At 46.3% G+C, this 17963-nt stretch carries 16 protein-coding genes (1 of these 16 cut by a window edge); 6 read left to right on the forward strand and 10 right to left on the reverse strand.

Going from position 1 to position 17963, the window contains the following annotated elements; genetic code table 11:
- Window positions 1-7: 7 nt before the first annotated feature.
- From RA156_RS01305 to RA156_RS01335, 7 genes are all read right to left on the reverse strand, one after another.
- Complete coding sequence (locus RA156_RS01305; protein ID WP_306642153.1) at window positions 8-1186, reverse strand: thiolase family protein; 1179 nt, start codon at window positions 1184-1186, stop codon at window positions 8-10.
- A gap of 14 nt (window positions 1187-1200) precedes the next feature.
- Entirely contained in the window at window positions 1201-3603 is a 2403-nt protein-coding gene (locus tag RA156_RS01310) for a 3-hydroxyacyl-CoA dehydrogenase/enoyl-CoA hydratase family protein (protein WP_306642155.1), read from the reverse strand.
- Between the two features lie 2 nt (window positions 3604-3605).
- Window positions 3606-4061 carry a MarR family winged helix-turn-helix transcriptional regulator gene (locus tag RA156_RS01315; RefSeq protein ID WP_306642157.1) on the reverse strand — a complete coding sequence of 152 codons (456 nt, stop codon included), beginning with the start codon at window positions 4059-4061 and terminating at the stop codon, window positions 3606-3608.
- 88 nt (window positions 4062-4149) lie between these two features.
- Window positions 4150-4821 (reverse strand): DNA alkylation repair protein, encoded by a 672-nt coding sequence (locus tag RA156_RS01320; protein WP_306642158.1) that lies wholly within the window; start codon window positions 4819-4821, stop codon window positions 4150-4152.
- 2 nt (window positions 4822-4823) lie between these two features.
- Window positions 4824-7289, reverse strand: a complete 2466-nt coding sequence (locus tag RA156_RS01325; RefSeq protein WP_306642159.1) for a TonB-dependent receptor plug domain-containing protein — start codon at window positions 7287-7289, stop codon at window positions 4824-4826.
- An 8-nt stretch (window positions 7290-7297) separates the two neighbouring features.
- Window positions 7298-7951, reverse strand: coding sequence for an ABC transporter ATP-binding protein (locus RA156_RS01330; protein WP_306642160.1), 654 nt, complete (start codon window positions 7949-7951; stop codon window positions 7298-7300).
- A 40-nt stretch (window positions 7952-7991) separates the two neighbouring features.
- Window positions 7992-8723, reverse strand: a complete 732-nt coding sequence (locus RA156_RS01335) for a glycosyltransferase family 2 protein (protein WP_434064820.1) — start codon at window positions 8721-8723, stop codon at window positions 7992-7994.
- Between the two features lie 190 nt (window positions 8724-8913).
- On the opposite strand from RA156_RS01335, the gene sucC reads away from it, so the two are divergent.
- Window positions 8914-10128: an ADP-forming succinate--CoA ligase subunit beta gene (gene sucC, locus RA156_RS01340; protein WP_306642163.1), complete on the forward strand. Its 1215-nt coding sequence runs from the start codon at window positions 8914-8916 to the stop codon at window positions 10126-10128.
- Window positions 10129-10173: 45 nt separating this feature from the next.
- On the opposite strand, the gene RA156_RS01345 is transcribed toward sucC, so the two are convergent.
- Together RA156_RS01345 and RA156_RS01350 are read right to left on the reverse strand one after the other, a co-directional pair.
- Window positions 10174-10815 (reverse strand): O-methyltransferase, encoded by a 642-nt coding sequence (locus RA156_RS01345; RefSeq protein WP_306642164.1) that lies wholly within the window; start codon window positions 10813-10815, stop codon window positions 10174-10176.
- Window positions 10815-11762 (reverse strand): putative metal-binding motif-containing protein, encoded by a 948-nt coding sequence (locus tag RA156_RS01350; RefSeq protein WP_306642165.1) that lies wholly within the window; start codon window positions 11760-11762, stop codon window positions 10815-10817. Before RA156_RS01350 ends, RA156_RS01345 begins: the two co-directional genes overlap by 1 nt.
- Before the next feature lie 68 nt (window positions 11763-11830).
- Here RA156_RS01350 and RA156_RS01355 point away from each other — a divergent pair, with 68 nt between their 5' ends.
- Genes RA156_RS01355 through RA156_RS01365 form a run of 3 tightly spaced genes read left to right on the forward strand, consistent with a single transcriptional unit; the run spans window position 11831 to window position 13949 of the window.
- Window positions 11831-12400 carry a CPBP family intramembrane glutamic endopeptidase gene (locus RA156_RS01355; RefSeq protein ID WP_306642167.1) on the forward strand — a complete coding sequence of 190 codons (570 nt, stop codon included), beginning with the start codon at window positions 11831-11833 and terminating at the stop codon, window positions 12398-12400.
- Between the two features lie 38 nt (window positions 12401-12438).
- Window positions 12439-12789, forward strand: a complete 351-nt coding sequence (locus tag RA156_RS01360; RefSeq protein WP_306642169.1) for a translation initiation factor — start codon at window positions 12439-12441, stop codon at window positions 12787-12789.
- Complete coding sequence (locus RA156_RS01365) at window positions 12786-13949, forward strand: THUMP domain-containing class I SAM-dependent RNA methyltransferase (protein ID WP_306642171.1); 1164 nt, start codon at window positions 12786-12788, stop codon at window positions 13947-13949. Before RA156_RS01360 ends, RA156_RS01365 begins: the two co-directional genes overlap by 4 nt.
- Here RA156_RS01365 and RA156_RS01370 read toward each other — a convergent pair.
- Entirely contained in the window at window positions 13936-16092 is a 2157-nt protein-coding gene (locus tag RA156_RS01370) for a phospholipase D-like domain-containing protein (protein ID WP_306642173.1), read from the reverse strand. The two genes, RA156_RS01365 and RA156_RS01370, sit on opposite strands and share 14 nt — an antisense overlap.
- Before the next feature lie 118 nt (window positions 16093-16210).
- On the opposite strand from RA156_RS01370, the gene RA156_RS01375 reads away from it, so the two are divergent.
- Together RA156_RS01375 and RA156_RS01380 are read left to right on the forward strand one after the other, a co-directional pair.
- Entirely contained in the window at window positions 16211-16972 is a 762-nt protein-coding gene (locus tag RA156_RS01375) for an SDR family NAD(P)-dependent oxidoreductase (RefSeq protein ID WP_306642175.1), read from the forward strand.
- 108 nt (window positions 16973-17080) lie between these two features.
- Window positions 17081-17963, forward strand: the 5' portion of a protein-coding gene (locus RA156_RS01380) for an amidohydrolase (protein WP_306642177.1). The gene runs 656 nt beyond the window's last position; 883 of the gene's 1539 nt are visible here — the first part of the coding sequence; the start codon lies at window positions 17081-17083; its stop codon lies off the right edge, out of view.

The raw sequence follows: 17963 nt of genomic DNA on the forward strand, positions 1-17963 counted from the left end.
CCGTTTTTCAATTAAAGAATTCAAATACGCCGGCTGCTCCTTGTCCAGTTCCAACACACATGGTAACCATACCATATTTCCCGTTGCGGCGTTTCATTTCGTTCATCATTTGTACCGTTAGTTTCGTTCCGGTACATCCTAGTGGGTGGCCCAATGCAATGGCTCCACCATTCACGTTAACCTTCGATGGGTCAAGTCCTAACTCGCGGACAACCGCTACACTTTGAGAGGCGAAGGCTTCGTTTAATTCAAACAAATCAATGTCGCCTTGTTTCAAACCTGCACGCTCCAAAGCCTTAGGCACAGCGTAGATAGGTCCAACGCCCATAATGCGTGGCTCCAATCCCGAAACATGGAACGACTTTAGCTGAGCAATCGGCTCAACGCCTAGCTCTTTCAGCATGCGTTCAGAAACTACCATAACGAAAGCTGCTCCATCTGAAGTTTGGCTACTGTTACCAGCAGTAACACTTCCTTTGGCATCGAATACCGGACGTAAACGTCCCATGGCTTCCATGGTTGATCCACGACGAACACCTTCGTCTGTGTCTACCACGTATTTCTTTGATTGGCGCTTATTATCGGCACCAACGAATACTTGTTCCACTTCAATCGGTACGATGTCGTCTTTGAATCGTCCGTTATCAATCGCATCAGCAGCACGACGATGTGACTCCAAAGCGAAAGCATCTTGCTCTTCGCGAGAGACATTGTATTGAGTAGCCACTGCTTCTGCGGTCAATCCCATTCCCCAGTACCAAGACGGATTGTCTTTTGATACACGTGCGTTGGGTACGATGCGCCAGCCCCCGAAAGGAATTGGAGACATTGTTTCAATACCGCCAGCAATGATACAGTCAGCCATTCCGGCATGGATCTTCGCGCTCGCAATAGCGATCGTCTCTAAACCAGAGGCACAGTAACGGTTAACCGTCATCCCAGGAACCTTCTCTGTGTCAAGTCCCATCAATGACACCATGCGACCAATATTCAATCCTTGTTCCGCTTCGGGAGTCGCATTTCCTACGATCACATCGTCGATACGCTCCTTGTCGAAATCAGGGAAGTCTTGTAATAAGCGGCGAATTACTTTTTCGCCAAGGTCATCCGGACGCATAAAGCGGAAGAGCCCTCGGGGCGCTTTTCCAACTGCTGTACGGTAACCTCCTATGATATATGCGTTCATGTTTTTCAGTTTTATTAGTTGCGAAGGATCTTACCCGTTTGAAGAAGGCTTTGCATGCGCTCAAGCGTCTTCTTCTGAGTACATAGTTCAAGGAATGCCTTGCGCTCTAGATCAAGCAGGTATTGCTCGCTTACTTCGCTCGGTTCTGAAAGATCTCCTCCACATAACACGGCTCCTAGTTTTTGGCTAATGAGCTCGTCATGTTCAGAAATGTAGTTTCCGCTCAACATTGAATTTGCTCCAACGTACACGATACCCATTCCTTCATTTCCTAAGACTTTCACGTCTTTGCGCGGAACTGGCTTCGAGTATCCTTTGTTGGCCATCATTAAACAAGCTTCCTTCGCATAAGCGATCTGAAGGTCTCTACTCACAATAACCTCGTCGGTACCATTTCGCAAGTAGCCTAAATCAAATGCTTCGTGAGCTGATGTTGATACTTTTGCTTGTCCAACGGTGAGGAAGCGGTTTCGAAGCGTGTTGATACGCATGTCACCTTCTCCAAATTCGTCGCTTGTTCGAACGGCAAACTCTTTGGTTCCACCACCACCAGGGATGAGTCCAACACCGAATTCTACCAGTCCCATGTAGGTTTCCGCGTTAGCGATCACCTTATCAGCATGCAGACACATCTCACATGCACCACCAAGGGTCAACCCATGCGGCGCCACAACAACAGGAATCGATGAATAACGAACACGCATCATGGTGTTCTGGAAGGCGCGAATCGCGAAATCAAGTTCCTCGTATTCCTGCTCAACTGCCATCATGAAGATCATTCCCACATTGGCTCCAGCAGAGAAGTTTTGACCTTCATTCGCGATAACCAAACCGCGGTAGTCTTTCTCGGCAAGATCGAGGGCCTTATTCAGTCCGCTGATTACTTCACCACCAATCGTATTCATCTTCGTGTGGAAGGCGATATTCAAGATGCCGTCACCTAGGTCATAGATCGTGGTTCCTGAATTCTTCCAAACCACTGCTGATTCTGGAAGGTTAGCGAGACTAATCTTTTCTTCTTGGCCAGGAATGACTTCGTACGCACCAGAATTCTGGTTGTAGAATAGACGCTTCCCATCTTCCGTTTTATAGAATGAAGTATGGCCTTTTGCTACCATGTCTTTCACCCAGTCAGAAATGGCAACGCCACGAGCGTCCATTTCCTTCACTACGGCTTCAACACCAATGGCATCCCATGCTTCAAATGGTCCCATTTCGTAGCCGAATCCAGCACGCATGGCGTCATCCACTTTGTACAATTCGTCTGCAATTTCTGGAACGCGATTCGATACATACGCGAAGAGTCCGTTAAACGAACGCTTGTAGAATTCGCCGGCTTCATCTTTTCCGTTGTATAGAATCTTCGTGCGTTGGGCGAGGTCATCCACGGGCTTTGCCGCGTCAAGGGTAGGATATTTCACTTTCGCCTTTGCGCGGTATTCCATGGTGTTCAGGTCAAGGACGAGAATTTCGCTCTTGCCTTTTTCGTTCTTCACTTTCTTGTAGAAACCTTGCTTCGTCTTAGAACCAAGCCAGTTGTTTTCTACCATTTTCGTGACGTATGCCGGAATATTGAAGAGATCACGTTGCTCGTCATTCGGACAGTTTTCGCGAACTCCATTGGCAACGTGCACCAGCGTATCAAGACCCACAACATCACATGTGCGGAATGTTGCTGACTTCGGTCGTCCCATGACAGGTCCCGTGAGTTTGTCAACCGCTTCTACTGAAAGCCCCATGTCGTTCACGGTGTGGAACAACGCCTGAATCGAATACACCCCAACACGGTTCGCGATGAACGCTGGTGTGTCTTTGCAGTATACGGTTGTCTTACCTAGGAACTTCTCTCCATAATTCATCAAGAAGTCGATCACTGCAGGATCAGTTGATGGAGACGGAATAATCTCCAACAGCTTGAGGTAGCGTGGAGGGTTAAAGAAGTGCGTTCCGCAGAAGTGCTTTTTGAAGTCATCGCTACGACCTTCCGCGAGCATTCCAATCGGAATACCGGAAGTGTTCGAAGTAATGAGTGTGCCTGGAGTACGGTATTTCTCCACACGCTCAAACATCATTTGTTTGATGTCTAAGCGTTCTACGATAACCTCAATAATCCAATCGCAATCAGCGATCTTCGCTAGGTCATCGTCAAAATTTCCTGTGGTAATTCTACTCGCAAAGGACTTACGGTAGATAGGAGAGGGGTTCGATTTCAAGGCAAACTTCAGACTGTCATCAACAATCCGATTACGTACTTGTGGAGACTCAAGGGTTAAGCCTTTGGCAGCTTCTTTGTCATTGAGTTCTTTGGGTGGAATATCAAGAAGCAAAACTTCCAGACCGATATTCGCAAAGTGGCAAGCAATTCTGGAGCCCATTACTCCTGAACCGAGAACGGCCACCTTTGATATATGTCTCATGTTTAAGTTGGGGTATTTGCGGGTTCGTTGAAGAGATTCGGGTGATCACAGAGCTCATTGATCTCAGCAATCACTTCCAGGAAGACCTCGAATTTTTCGGTGTCGACGCGTTTACGCACGAATTCGTTGAAGGCAACAACAACATTCTTGGATTCTTCGCGCATGGCTTGCCCTTTCTCTGTGAGGAAAACCTTCACCTTGCGCTTATCAATTTTATCTTGAACTCGGTAGATCAATCCGCTCTCTTCCATCGTTTTCAATGTGCGAGTCAGACTGCGGGGCTCCATCCCCATTTTTGGTCCGAGTTTCGTAGAATTTGTACCTTCTTTATCTATGTTCAACAGGATGTAGCCTATAGACATGGTGCCACCGTGCTTTGCCGCTTCCTGATTGTAGAGTCGGGCTACTTTAGCCCACACCCACCTGAGGTGAAAATCAACTGTTTCTTCTGGCTTCATAACAGCTAATCTACGAAAAATCAGTTATGCTTGCATAATAATTATGCAAATTTTGCACTTTCGGAATATTCCTACAAAGCGTGCTGATTTACAGGTATTTGGAGCCTTCTCTGACGCTGAGCGGACTCAACGGGATTTCTGAAATAATTCGATTTACGCTCTCTGGATCGAACTTCGAGAGCTGTCTCAAAGACCATCCAATGGCCTTTCGAATGAAGAAGTCAGGATGATCATTTAGTCTGAGAATAAAGCTCTCAAGGAGCGCTACATCACAGTCGTTTTTGTACTTCAATTGAAACAACAAACAGCAGCGCTGCAGCCACATATCTCCAGAATTCATCCATTGCTGAGTTACCGATTGAATGATCTCTGGATGGCGTTGAAAGAGCGTGCCAATAATATTTGAAGCAATGAAGTCAATGGTGTCCCACCACGGCTTTAAAAGCACGATGTCTTCGATCAGTTCTATGTGCGAAGGGTTAAGCTGTTTGCTGTATTTATGAAAGAGCTCTTGGGCGCAATATTGAAACTCACGTTCATCCAGTTCCCACAAGTACATTATAACCTGACTCAGGTCTAGAATCTGGGGTCTTTCGCTAGCGCGGAAATAGTCTTGTTGTATGGCTTTGCGTTCAGGGCTTTTAATTCCAAGAAAGGGGAATTGACCTTTCATATACGCTTCCATTCCCGCAGCATTTTCTTCGTTCGCTGCGCTCCGGAACGCTGATTCCAGCTTCTTTAAATAATCTTGACTTTCCACGCCTAGAAGTTAAGGCTTGTCGAGATAATGAAGTTACGTCCAGCTCCGGCAATTCCTGAGCTGTATGCTCGGTAGCGCTGGTCAGTTAGATTCTCAATACCCGCACTTACGTTGATCAAGTTGTTCGCGCGATAAAGCGCCTTGAAATTCAGCGTGTACCAAGCGGGAGCGTATGGGTTTCCATTGGCGTCACTCGCGTACAGGTGTGGTTTTGCTTGCTCATTGATTGGAAGATCTTCGAAACGACGTTCGCTCACATACTGCGCGTAGCATTGCATGGTGATCTTTCCAGTCTTGTAGTTCAATCGAAGCACACCGAAGGCTGGTGCTGCGTGACGTGATGGATTCAATGTTCCATCATCCAATTCTTCTTCTCCAATTTGGTAGTTGTATCGCGCTGAAACGCCGAATCCCCAAGGAAGGCGCAACTCAACTCCGATGTTCGCGCCATAAACCGTGGCTTGAGCGGCATTCTGAATAGACTGTACTTGACTCAATTCACCGTCGTAGAAAATGGAGTCTAGTCCGTTGAAGGTAGAGGGACGACGAACCATCGCATCTTCGAGTACCGTGTAGAATCCGCTGAGGTCTACCTTGAAGGCATTTCCAATAATTTGTGAGTAGTTGATTTCGGCATTGTATGCCACTTCTGCGCGCAGGTCATCATTCGGGAGAACAACAGCTCCCGGCTCAGAGTCAAATACCTTTCCGATGTCGTCTACATTCGGGCTTCTAAACGCCGTCGCAGCGCTAATGCTTACAGATGATTTTTCACTCGGATTGACAACAGCTCCCAGGCTTCCAGTCAATGAGGCATTGCTCAATTGGCTTTCTGTACGAAGCAATGGTATGAAGTCACTGTTGTTGCTGAAGTCTGCATCGATCGCGTAGTAGTTGTAACGCAATCCGCCTTCGATGATGAACTTCTTTGTTACGTTACACTGTCCGGTCAAATATGCCCCTGCCGATTGCCATTCAGCATTCGGGTAACGGGACGCCGAGGTGAAGGTAGAATCAGTATTGATATTCAACGCAGACCCTCGTGACGTCACATCGTTGTAGATCACTTCTGCTCCGTAGAATACCACGAACTCAGGGAGGGCTTCAATCTGAAGGTCAATGTTAGCTGAGTAGGCATCTACCGCTTCAACGCGAGTGTAGCGAATAGGATCATTGAAATCACGGTCAATACGACTCTCTTCAAACGATTGATAGGCCAAACGGATGTTCATGTTATCGTAGAGCCAAGTGTATTTACGGTGCTTGATCTCTACCATATTCATAGACCACTTCTGCGGTCCGTAATTCCATTCGGCGCTTCGAGGATTTCCGTTGCGCGTTTGAATCAAACGATCATACCTCGGTAGATCTGATGTCGTGCTGTAGTGGAATCCATATTCGAAGTCCCATTCTTTCGTTGGAGCGAATCGGACTTTCTGCATGAAATTCTGTTGCTGATAACCGGTAGGTCGTTGAACCAAAGGGTCAGGATTGGCAATGACAACGTCGTTGGTGTCTTGTCGTTGCACGTAGAAATGATTCAGGTAATCATCCGGTCCATTCTTGCCCATACGCAAATCGCCAAAATCACTGCTGGTGAAACTGGTGAGCATAGCCCACTTTTTCCAACCGACATTCACATCGAAGTGCCCGGTGCGTTCATTCGAAGCGCTTGAATACCTGAAGGCAGCCTTCCCAGAGACATCAGTGTTTTCTGTGAGCGTGAAGTGCGGAGAGAGTGTCTGAAAACTCATCACCGCTCCAATAGCGTCACTTCCATAGATGATAGATCCAGGTCCGAAAAGCACCTCAGTTCCTTCAATAGCAAAGGCATCCAGATTGATCACGTTTTGAAGGTTTCCGCTGCGGAAGATGGCAGTGTTCATGCGCACTCCGTCGACTGAGTACAGCAGGCGATTCGTAGAGAATCCTCGAATCATTGGGCTACCTCCACCAAGCTGGCTTTTTTGAATAAACACTTCTCCAGTAGAACCCAGGAGGTCTGCGGCAGTCTGTGGATTTTGAAGCGCCACATCACGCGGGCTAATCGCCACGACGCGCTCTGCAATATCTTTGTTGTTTTGTCCCCAGCGAGAAGCAGAGACGATGGCTTTGTCAAGTGTAATTTCGTTACGCTGCATGCGAATCACATATTCGCTTCGCTTCAAGACTGAATACCCCGTGGCTAGCCATTCATAGTTTAGGCTTCGGAAGTAAATCTCATCAGCGCCCTTGAAATCTGAAATGTCGGCTTGACCGTCCTTATTGGTCACGGCAAACGCTTCCGGATTTTCACTGGTAATCGTCACTAGCTCCAGTGGTTCTTCCGTCTCATCGTCAATCACCGTGACGATCTGAGAATAGGAGATTCCGGGGAGTAATAACATCAATACAACGACTACTTGTCTCAACATACACTCTGTCATTTCGAACAGCTTCTTCAGGATGGAGAATGCAACAAAAATCACGCCGTAAATTACTCTTCTACTCTACCGTCAACGATGCGAATCTTGCGATCGGCCATGTCAGCGAGTTGTTCGTTGTGGGTGACGATGACAAAGGTTTGCCCGAGCTCTTCACGAAGTGTGAAGAACAACCGGTGCAATTCGTCGGCATTTTTGGAATCGAGATTCCCAGAAGGTTCATCGGCAAAGACCACTAACGGATCATTGATCAAGGAGCGTGCAACAGCAACACGTTGTTGTTCACCACCGGAAAGCTGGGAAGGTTTATGGTCAATGCGATCAGCAAGACCGAGTCTTCCAAGAAGTTCTTTTGCTCTTTCTCTTACCTCCGCCACCGGACGTTTAGCGATCATACCTGGGATACATACGTTTTCAATCGCCGTGAACTCAGGAAGGAGTTGATGGAATTGAAAGATGAATCCAATGCGTTTGTTTCTGAATTCAGCAAGCGAATTGGCTGTCAAATCAGTGACGTCCAATTGATCGAAAGTCATGCTTCCCGAATCAGGTGTGTCGAGTGTTCCAAGAATTTGAAGCAAAGTAGTTTTACCAGCGCCACTAGCTCCCACGATCGAAACGATCTCCTTTTGAGCGATCTCCAGATCGATGCCTTTGAGGACTTCTAGTTCGCCGTAGCTTTTTCTGATGTTATCTACCTTGATCATAGGGCAATATTACTCAAATTGAAGATGTGAGGGTGGCCGCTTATCTAGAGAAGATGCCGTATTTCAGAATACAGTAGATTGCTCTAAATCCGTCTTTCCATCCAATCTTCTTCCCTTCGTCATACGTGCGACCGTAATAAGAGATACCAACTTCGTAAATACGAATCTTTGGTAGGCGTGAAATCTTTGCGGTGACTTCTGGCTCAAAGCCGAATCGCTTCTCCTTCAATTTCAATGACTGTACCTTTTTCGTATCGAACACCTTGTAGCAAGTCTCCATATCTGTAAGGTTCAGGTTAGTGAACATATTAGATAAGAGAGTCAGGAACTTGTTTCCAACGGTATGCCAGAAAAACAGGATGCGGTGTGGGTTTGATCCCATGAATCGAGATCCGTAAACGACGTCAGCAAAACCGTTGACAATAGGTTTTAGCAGGTCATTGTACTCCTCTGGGTCGTATTCTAGGTCAGCATCTTGAATGATCAAGTATTCGCCAGTCGCCTGAGCAATCCCAGTATGAAGTGCCGCGCCTTTGCCCTTATTGACTTCGTGCTTGCTCAAAGAGATTCTTAGCTCAGGGTGAGCTGACATGTAGGCTTCAATAGCTTCAATGGTGTTGTCACTCGAGCAGTCGTCAACAATGATCAACTCTTTTTCTATACCTGCGATGAGTTCCACTTCTCGCACTTTATCCAAGATTAAGTGGATGGTCGGCCCTTCGTTATAAGCAGGGATAACTATAGATAAGGTATGGAATGCGTTCGTGTACATGGGTTCGGTAAGGCGTTCCGTCAACAAGGCTGGTCGCTTGCAACGGCGGCAAAGATAGTAGAATTGCGGGCTGCACATTTCCGCCGTTAGGCGAAAGAAAAATAAGCATCAAACAAAGCCACAATTCCTTCATTGAAAGTGTTTTGTTTTTCATCTCATTCGGGGTACTTTTGGCGGCAAATTTGACACAATGAATATCCACGAATATCAAGGTAAATCGATCCTTAAAAGCTTCGGAGTAGCGATTCAAGAAGGAATCGTCGCTGATACAGCGGAAGAAGCAAGTGCTGCTGCAAAGAAATTGCAGGAAGAAACAGGAACCGGATGGTTCGTTGTGAAGGCTCAAATCCACGCTGGTGGACGAGGAAAAGGAACGGTTACTGAGACTGGATCTCACGGTGTTGTTCTAGCGAAGAGCTTGGAAGAAGTTCCTGAAAAAGTGAACGGAATTCTTGGTGGACACCTCGTTACAGCTCAAACTTCTGCTGAAGGGAAGAAAGTAAACAAGGTGTTGATTGCGCAAGACGTTTACTACCCAGGTGAAAGTGATCCTGAAGAATATTACATGTCAGTTCTTCTTGACCGCGCGTCAGGAAAGCACATCATTATGTACTCACCTGATGGAGGGATGGATATCGAGGCGGTAGCTGAGAAGACTCCAGAGCGAATTTTCAAAGAAGAGATTGACCCACTTTTGGGTCTTCAAGGTTTCCAAGCACGTCGAGTAGCATTCAACCTAGGGCTGAGTGGTAAGGCGTTCAAGGACATGACGAAGTTCGTTTTCGCATTGTACAAAGCATACCTTGGTTGTGATGCAACAATGTTCGAAATCAACCCAGTATTGAAGACAAGCGACGACCGTATCATGGCTGTCGATTCAAAAGTAAGTCTTGATGGTAACGCACTCTTCCGTCACAAAGATTACGCTGCAATGCGTGACAAGACAGAAGAAGATCCAACAGAAGTTGAAGCGGATGAGGCAGGATTGAGCTACGTAAAACTAGACGGGAACGTTGGGTGCATGGTAAACGGTGCTGGTTTGGCAATGGCAACCATGGATATCATCAAGTTGAGCGGTGGTTCTCCAGCAAACTTCCTTGATGTAGGTGGTACTGCTGATGCAGCTCGTGTAGAGAAAGCTTTCCGTATCATCTTGAAAGACCCTTCAGTGAAGGCGATCCTAGTGAATATCTTCGGAGGTATTGTACGTTGTGACCGTGTAGCACAAGGGGTTGTTGATGCATACAAGAACATTGGCGACATTCCAGTGCCAATCATCGTTCGTCTGCAAGGAACAAACGCGAAAGAAGCGAAAGCGTTAATCGAAGAATCAGGATTAGAAGTACACAGTGTGATTCTTCTTCAAGAAGCTGCTGACAAAGTGAAAGAAGTTATTGGCGCTTAAACCGTCGTTCAAATAGATCTTGATAAAGCCTCCAATTTGGGGGCTTTATTTTTTCATGGCCATCATGATTCCATCACGCACTGGAAGCAGAATGTTAGATACTCGGTCATCTTCTTGGATGAGGTCGTTCAGAGCCTTGAGCGCTTTTGTTTCAGGGTCATGACCTTTGATTTCTTCAATCACTTTTCCAGTCCAAAGCACATTGTCAATCAAAATCAATCCTCCTTGACGGACTTTCGGAAGAATCAATTCGTAGTACTCTAAGTAGTTTTCCTTGTCGGCATCTATGAATACCATGTCATAAGAGTCTTCCAATGTCGGAATCACCTCCAACGCTTTACCGTTGAAACGTTGGATTCGATCTTTCAGACCAGACAGTTCCCAGTATTTGTCTTGAATGGAGTTGAGTTCTTCGTTGATTTCAACGGTGTCGATTCTTCCTTCGGCATGAAGACCCTCTGCAAAACAAATGGCAGAGTAACCAGTGTATGCCCCAATCTCGAGAATGCGTTTTGGCTGCATCATTTTGCTGAACATACTGAGCAGTCTCCCTTGCAGGTGACCTGAAAGCATGCGTGGCATGATTACTTTTTGCCACGTTTCTCGATAAAGAGATTGTAAGACTTGAGGCTCCGCTTCCGTGTGATTATTAGCGTAGTTCTCGATGTCGTCAGGAAGAAAATTCATTAGTCACAGATTATTCCGAAGGCGCTAAGGAAAAGCAAAAGATCGGAAGAGACAACGGTTCCGTCGCCGTCAAGGTCTGTGATACAGTTTTCAAGACACCCAAAGCCAGAAAGGAAGATCAATAGGTCATTCGTTCCAACCGTAAGGTCGTTGTCGAGGTCACCCAAACAGATCAACACTTCATCAGGATCGATCACACCATTACAGTTATTGTCGATTCCTGCTCCAGTTCCCGGTGCTCCTGGGTAAACGTCATTTCGAGTGTCATCACAATCGTTGTTGTTCAAGATGAAACCAGGAGGCTGCATGCAAGAAGTCGTTGAATTCGTTACATCACCAAACCCATCCATATCTGTATCTGCGAACCAAGTCACGACATCGTTATTGGTGTTCGGGTCAAGGTCGTTACAGTCGGTTCCACCATACTCTGCTGATGGATCTCCATCACCATCTTGGTCGAAATCGTCTGCTCCATCGCAGTTTTGGTCAATGCCGTCATACCAGATTTCAGTAGCTCCTGGATTGATTGATGCGTCACCATCGTCACAATCGCTTAGTGTTGTGAAAGTGTCGTTGTCATTATCATAGATTCCAGCACATTCATTGAACGAATCGAGACAGTTCTCTTCGATACAAGCGGCACAGTCTTCCTGTGATCCAAATACACATTGAAGGAAACAGTTGTCAGTTGCACAGGCCGTTTGTCCTGAAAAGCACCCAACGCATGGTCCGGTAAGCGGAACTAAAGCCGACATACAGTCAGAAAAACAAGCTTCAGGATCTCCAGCAAAGAGACAGTCTGTTCCACAATCAGCAGAGACTTGAGTGACGAACTCGATATTATTTGCGATGTAGCTAAGATCTTCTTCGGTACAGTTTCCTTGAGCCATTAGAATACTTGGCGCAAGCACAAACACTGTGAGTAATAGGTTAGTAAGCGACTTCATTGGTTAAAGTTTGTAAGAATAAAGGTACGATTTTCATTGCGGACTGACTTCGACCTACCTTTGGCGGTATGTCGAGTAGAGCGAATAGACAACGAAAGGCCTTCACAACAATGGCTGGTTTGACACTGCTAATCATGCCGCTCATTGCATGGGTGATTGCTGAATTTAGCAGCGAAGTCAATCTTTGGGATCGTTGGATAGGAAGATGGCCAATCAGTGACCAATTGATGATTGGTATTCCTGTGGGAATCGTGGCTGCTTTGGGTGCTCGGTTCGTGATCAGTCGAAATTTTATGGAAGGTGTGCGCATGCGTTACGCTCGGATGTTTGGAAATCTTCAGCTCAATTGGAGTGAGATTATCTTCATTTCGGTCTGCGCTGGAGTGGGAGAGGAGTTGCTTTTCAGAGGGGCGATTCAACCACTTCTCGGAATTCTCCTCACCGCTATTTTCTTTGTTGCAATCCACGGCTACTTGAATCCAAAAGACTGGCGAATCTCAGTTTACGGGGCCTACATGACCCTGGTGGTTATTGGATTTGGATACATGACAGAGGCCTTTGGAGTGTGGAGTGCGGTGATGGCCCATACGGTCGTAGATGTTATTCTACTCATGGATGTTCGTGAGAAAAAGGAATAAGCATCAATTGTTCGATTTCGGAAGTGTACTTTTGTGCCATGGGAAAGCGCTCCGGAAAAAAAGATAGGGTCAATGTGGTGTATAGCACCAACCCTGATTTCAACTACGAATCGGAAGAGTCATTCGAAGAAGAGACGCTTCCCCCATCTGAACAACTCCTCTACGTTTCACTTGATAGAAAACAGCGCAAAGGGAAAACCGTTACGCTGATTGAAGGATTCGTTGGTGCTTCCGAGGATCTATCAGATCTAGGAAAAACCTTAAAAGGAAAGTGTGGAGTTGGCGGAAATACCAAGGATGGAGAAATCCTCCTCCAAGGTGATCACCGTGATAAGGTGATGAATCTCCTCAATGAAATGGGGTACAAAACAAAAAGAAAAGGCGGATGAGCGAGGTGAAACCCTTCTTTGCAACAACCCTGTCAGGGCTTGAGCCACTATTGGCAGAAGAATTTGAGTCGTTCGGATTCACAAACGTAGAAACCACTAAGCGTGGAGTAAGTTTTGAAACCGATTACCGTGGAATGGTAAAGGCAAACATGTGCAGTCGATTCGCTATCCGAATCCTCTTGCCTTGGGCTGAGGGAAGAGCTAAAGATCCAGAAGGACTTTACCGCTTCGCTAAGAAATTACCTTGGGAACAGGTGCTTTCTTCGAGAGGAACGCTCTTTATCAACTCATCTGTTTCTTCAGATTTCTTTGATCACTCGCATTATGCTGCCCTAAAGGTGAAAGATGCGATTGCCGATCGATTCAGAGAAAAAACAGGAAAGCGTCCATCAGTTGCGAAAGAGAACCCTGACTTGGTGATTCACCTTCGTATTCATGAAAGCATGGTGTTAATCTCACTCGATAGTTCCGGAGATAGTCTGCACCGTCGAGGATACCGTCCTCCTGGGGCAAAGGCACCATTGAACGAAACGCTTGCTGCTGCTATGATTGCATTGAGCAAGTGGACTCCAGAAAAGACTCTCTACATTCCAATGTGTGGTTCTGGAACACTGGTGATGGAAGCCGCGATGAAAGCTGCTAACCTGCCTTCGCAATGGTTCCGTCCGCATTTCGGTTTCATGAAATGGAAAGATTACGATCGCAAAGTCGCAGAAGAAGTGCGCCTAGAGATCTGGCAAGGACGAAATACCGACAAGGTGAAGATTCTTGCAAGTGATGTCGATCGTGATGCCCTTCGTCAGACCCAAAGCGTAGTCAGTAAAATCGCTTGGGAACACGACATTACAATTGAAGACCAGAACTTCTTCGATCTCCCGGAAGATCAATCAGGAGTCACAGTCATTCTGAACCCTCCATACGGAGAACGCATGCGTCCGGAAAACATCGAACAGATGTACCGCGATATGGGACTGAAGCTCAAGAATGATTTCGCCAATGGTGATGCTTGGATTATCACATCCAACGCTGAAGCCCTGAATCATGTTGGATTCAGACCTCATGCTAAGCATACCCTATACAACGGTAAGCTGGAATGTAAGTACTACGGATTCGGCTTGTACCAAGGAAGCCGAAAAGACAAGCCGGTTACTGAAGAATAATCTGCTGCTCTGTCGCTCCAGCTTCGGTTTCGAAGCGGAGCGTATAGTGCCCAGCGCCAAAACGCGAAAGATCAATCGAACGTAAGAAGTTGATATTCTCAACGACGATGAGTCTGCCTTGCGCGTCAAAGACCATTAACTGTCCTTGACCTGTTGACTTGATATTGACGATTCCATTTGTTGGATTCGGGTAAGCCTCGAAAGCAACTCCTTTAGCGTTCTCCTCAATACTTGTGGTCAATTCATCCCAACGCTCTGTCCATTCCTGATAGAATTGGTTCGCCAAACTGTGATCGTAAATGATTAAGGTATTCTCGTCATTGATTGATTCTGCAGAAGCAGTCCAGTTATGACTACCTGTAATAAGAACAGGGGTTGAGCTTGTCTCTTCGAAGTCAATAAGGCAGTACTTGTGGTGGAATACTGGTCCGTCAGGCCATTGAGATCCATCTTCGTTTTGGTAGTCGATCACATTGACACCTGCATCAAGCAAAGGCATGAATTCGCTCCCGTTGAATTCTACGTAATCGATAATTCCGTCAACATCAACACCAGCGTCGTGTGCTTGAATCATGGCGTTACCCAGACTATTTTCAGTAAATACCATCATTCCCAACGCAATTCTGTCTTCGGCAGCGTCAATTCGCTCGCGCATTTGTGCAGTGGCGCCATCGCTTGGAGAGAAGTAGCTCTCGATTTCAATACCACCAATGATGAATTTGTGAGCAGTGTTGTCTGTTTTGTTCGGGCCAAAAAGAGCAGCATTGGCATCTGGTTCGAGACCTTCAGATCCCCACATTTCATTGAACTCTCTAGTATAGGTGCGAGCTAATGCCTGGTCTTCGATGATGATAATGTTGTTGAAGTCCCAACCGAGGTTGGCACCAGTCCAGTTCATAGACCCTGTCATCAGCTTAGCGCTCGTTGCATATTCCGCGTCTACGATAAGGAACTTGTCGTGCATGATCCCGTCATTGTTTCCAGTCAATACAGGAATGTCATCATCCAAATTTCCAAGAGCCAAGTTCTCCGCTTCGAGATCTGAAATGAAACGAACCTGAACGCCATTTGCGAATGCCCCATTAATCGCTGTGATGATGAGTGGGTTGATGTCAAGCATATCGTACATCGCGATATCCAGCGTGTATTCTGCAGAATTGATGTAGTTGACAATGCTATCTGTGATGTTATCCGTTGTGAGGGCTTCGGTCCCTGTCGATACACTCGTGTCAACAGAATGGTTGAACCAAACAGTGATTTCACCTCCCACAGAAGAAGTAGTACTCACTACACGATCAAAAAGTGGAGTACTGTCTTCACCATTCTCAGAGAAAACACGAACGTAGTATGAAGTCGCTTCATCCAAACCATCAATGGTTACTGAGTGTTCAGTCACTGCTGTTTCATCAGCGATGGTTCCGATTTCATAAGTGTCAGTGAGTCCATACTGAACGATAGAGTTCGAAGCTTCATTGGTATTCCAGTTAATCTCGAGAGAAGAAGTCGTCATATTGAACTCTTCTGGGTTAACTGTGAAGTAGAGAGGTTCCGCGATCACAACATCTTCCTCACCGCGAGGAACAATTTTGTAGTCTCCAAACGAGTAATAACAAGGGCCGGTCACACCGTACTGAACTCCTTCTGTAGCAGTAAATAGGTAGAATAGATCGTCAACTCGACAAGGACCAGAGCCGTCGTTCAGCTCAAATTCACCGAATCCGAGATCGGCATTGGTACATTCCGCAGCCGAAATTTGCAGCAATACGCCTTCCCATCCTTCGTCGGCAACATCTCCGGTATTCACAACCTCTGCTGTTGGAAGGTCATTATCACTTGATAATACCGCGAAAGCTGTAATGGTTGTCAACTCGGTGAAGTCGTAGAACTCCACTGCGGTGGCAGTTACTTCAACTTCATCACCCAGTTCAGGAGTATTGTTTTGATCATAAACATAGATGCCGTTCCACATTCCCTGACCATCTTGGATGTAGTAGCCAGATCCGTCAACAGCTGTAACGATTCCAGAGGTAGTTACTTCTTGATCAGCATAAGGGGTGACATCAACTTGACCTTGGATTTCGTAAATGGTTTGAGCTCCAGCGCTAGCTGAAATCATACAGAAGAGTAGAATAAGGAAACGCATAGTAATCTCGTTTTGTGCTGCGAAGTTACTAAGTGGATAATTGTGGGCAATTAAGAAAACGTCAACACTCGTAATTTCTCTTCGGCTGAACTACCTTACAGCTTCAAAAGCGACCAAAATGAATAGACCAATAGCTATGGTAACAGGTGCGAGTGCAGGATTTGGCGAAGCCATTGCCCGCAGATTTGCACAAGAAGGATGGAACGTCATCATCACAGGAAGACGAGCTGAACGCCTCCATGCTTTGGCCGAAGAATTGAGTCAAACGCATCAGACAGATATTTACGCGTTGCCATTTGATGTTCGTGACGCCAAGGCAGTGGAAGAAGCTATCGTCTCTCTGCCTGAGGAATGGAAGACCATTCAAATTTTGGTCAACAACGCCGGATTGGCCGTTGGGAGAAACACAATTGACAGTGGTGATCTCGAAGATTGGGAGCGAATGATTGATACGAATGTCAAAGGGCTCCTGTATGTGACTCGTTTTGCGGTTGAGCATATGCGAAATGCTGAAAACGCGCACATCGTCAACATTGGTTCGATTGCTGGTAAGGAAGTTTACAACGGAGGTAATGTCTATTGTGCAACAAAGTTTGCTGTGGATGCGCTGACCAAAGCGATGCGTGTTGAATTCCTTCCATTAGGAATTCGGGTAACGCAGATTAGTCCGGGTGCAGCTGAAACGGAGTTCAGTATGGTGCGCTTCAAAGGAGATGAAGAAAAGGCGGCGAAAGTCTACGAAGGATACAAGGCGCTGACTGCAGAAGACATTGCAGATACCCTTTGGTTTGCAGTAACTCGCCCTCCTCATGTGTGCTTGAATGACATTGTCATCATGCCTGCGGCACAAGCAAATTCATTCACCTTTTTCAAGAACTGAGCAATGCTTAAAAATGCGACTATATATATAGGTATAGTTTTATGCCTTGGCTGTGGCTTCAAAAGAGAGCAAGCAGACCTGATTATTCATAACGCTGATATTTCTACGATGGATCCTGAACTCGCTAGCGCGGAAGCGATGGCGATCAAAGATGGAAAGATTGTGGAAGTAGGTCCTGAGCGTCAAATCATGAATAAGTACAATGCGACAGAAGTCATCGATGCTCAGAAGAAGTTTATTTACCCAGGACTTATTGACGCCCATTGCCACTTCCTTGGATATGGTCTAGGGTTAAGTCAAGCCGATTTAGTCGGTACGAATTCTTGGGATGAAGTGGTGTCCTTAGTTCAAAAGCAAAGTGAATCATACCCCGAAGGTTGGTTGATGGGAAGAGGTTGGGATCAAAACGATTGGGATGATGGCGCCTTTCCGACGAACGATACTCTGGATTTGCTGTTTCCGGATCGTCCGGTTTTCCTCTCTCGTGTAGATGGCCACGCTGCTATTGTGAATAGTAAGGCAATGGAGCTAGCGGGGTTGACTGGAGACGAAGAACTCATAGGTGGAGAATTCATCAAGGTAGACGGCCAGTTTATCGGTGTACTCATCGATAACGCGGTTGATTTAGTGAAAGAAGCCATTCCGAAAGCCACAAAGTCTGAGAAGAAACGTGCATTGCTTGATGCTCAAGAGCGATGCTTTGCAGTGGGACTAACCACCGTTGATGACGCTGGACTCATGCGTGAAGACGTTGAGCTCATTCAAGAGATGCACAAAAGTGGTGAACTCAAGATGCGCATGTATGTGATGTTAAGTGATGCTCAAGAGAATATCGATCACTTCTTACCTAAGGGGCCTATCCTGGAAGAGCGCTTAACGGTTCGAGCTTTTAAGTTCTATGCCGACGGAGCATTGGGTTCTCGAGGAGCCTGCCTGTTGAAGCCATACGCTGATCGTGCCGATGTAGGACACATTGGTTTCTTGCTTGATT

It is taken from the genome of Sanyastnella coralliicola, assembly GCF_030845195.1.
Classification (GTDB): domain Bacteria; phylum Bacteroidota; class Bacteroidia; order Flavobacteriales_D; family Sanyastnellaceae; genus Sanyastnella; species Sanyastnella coralliicola.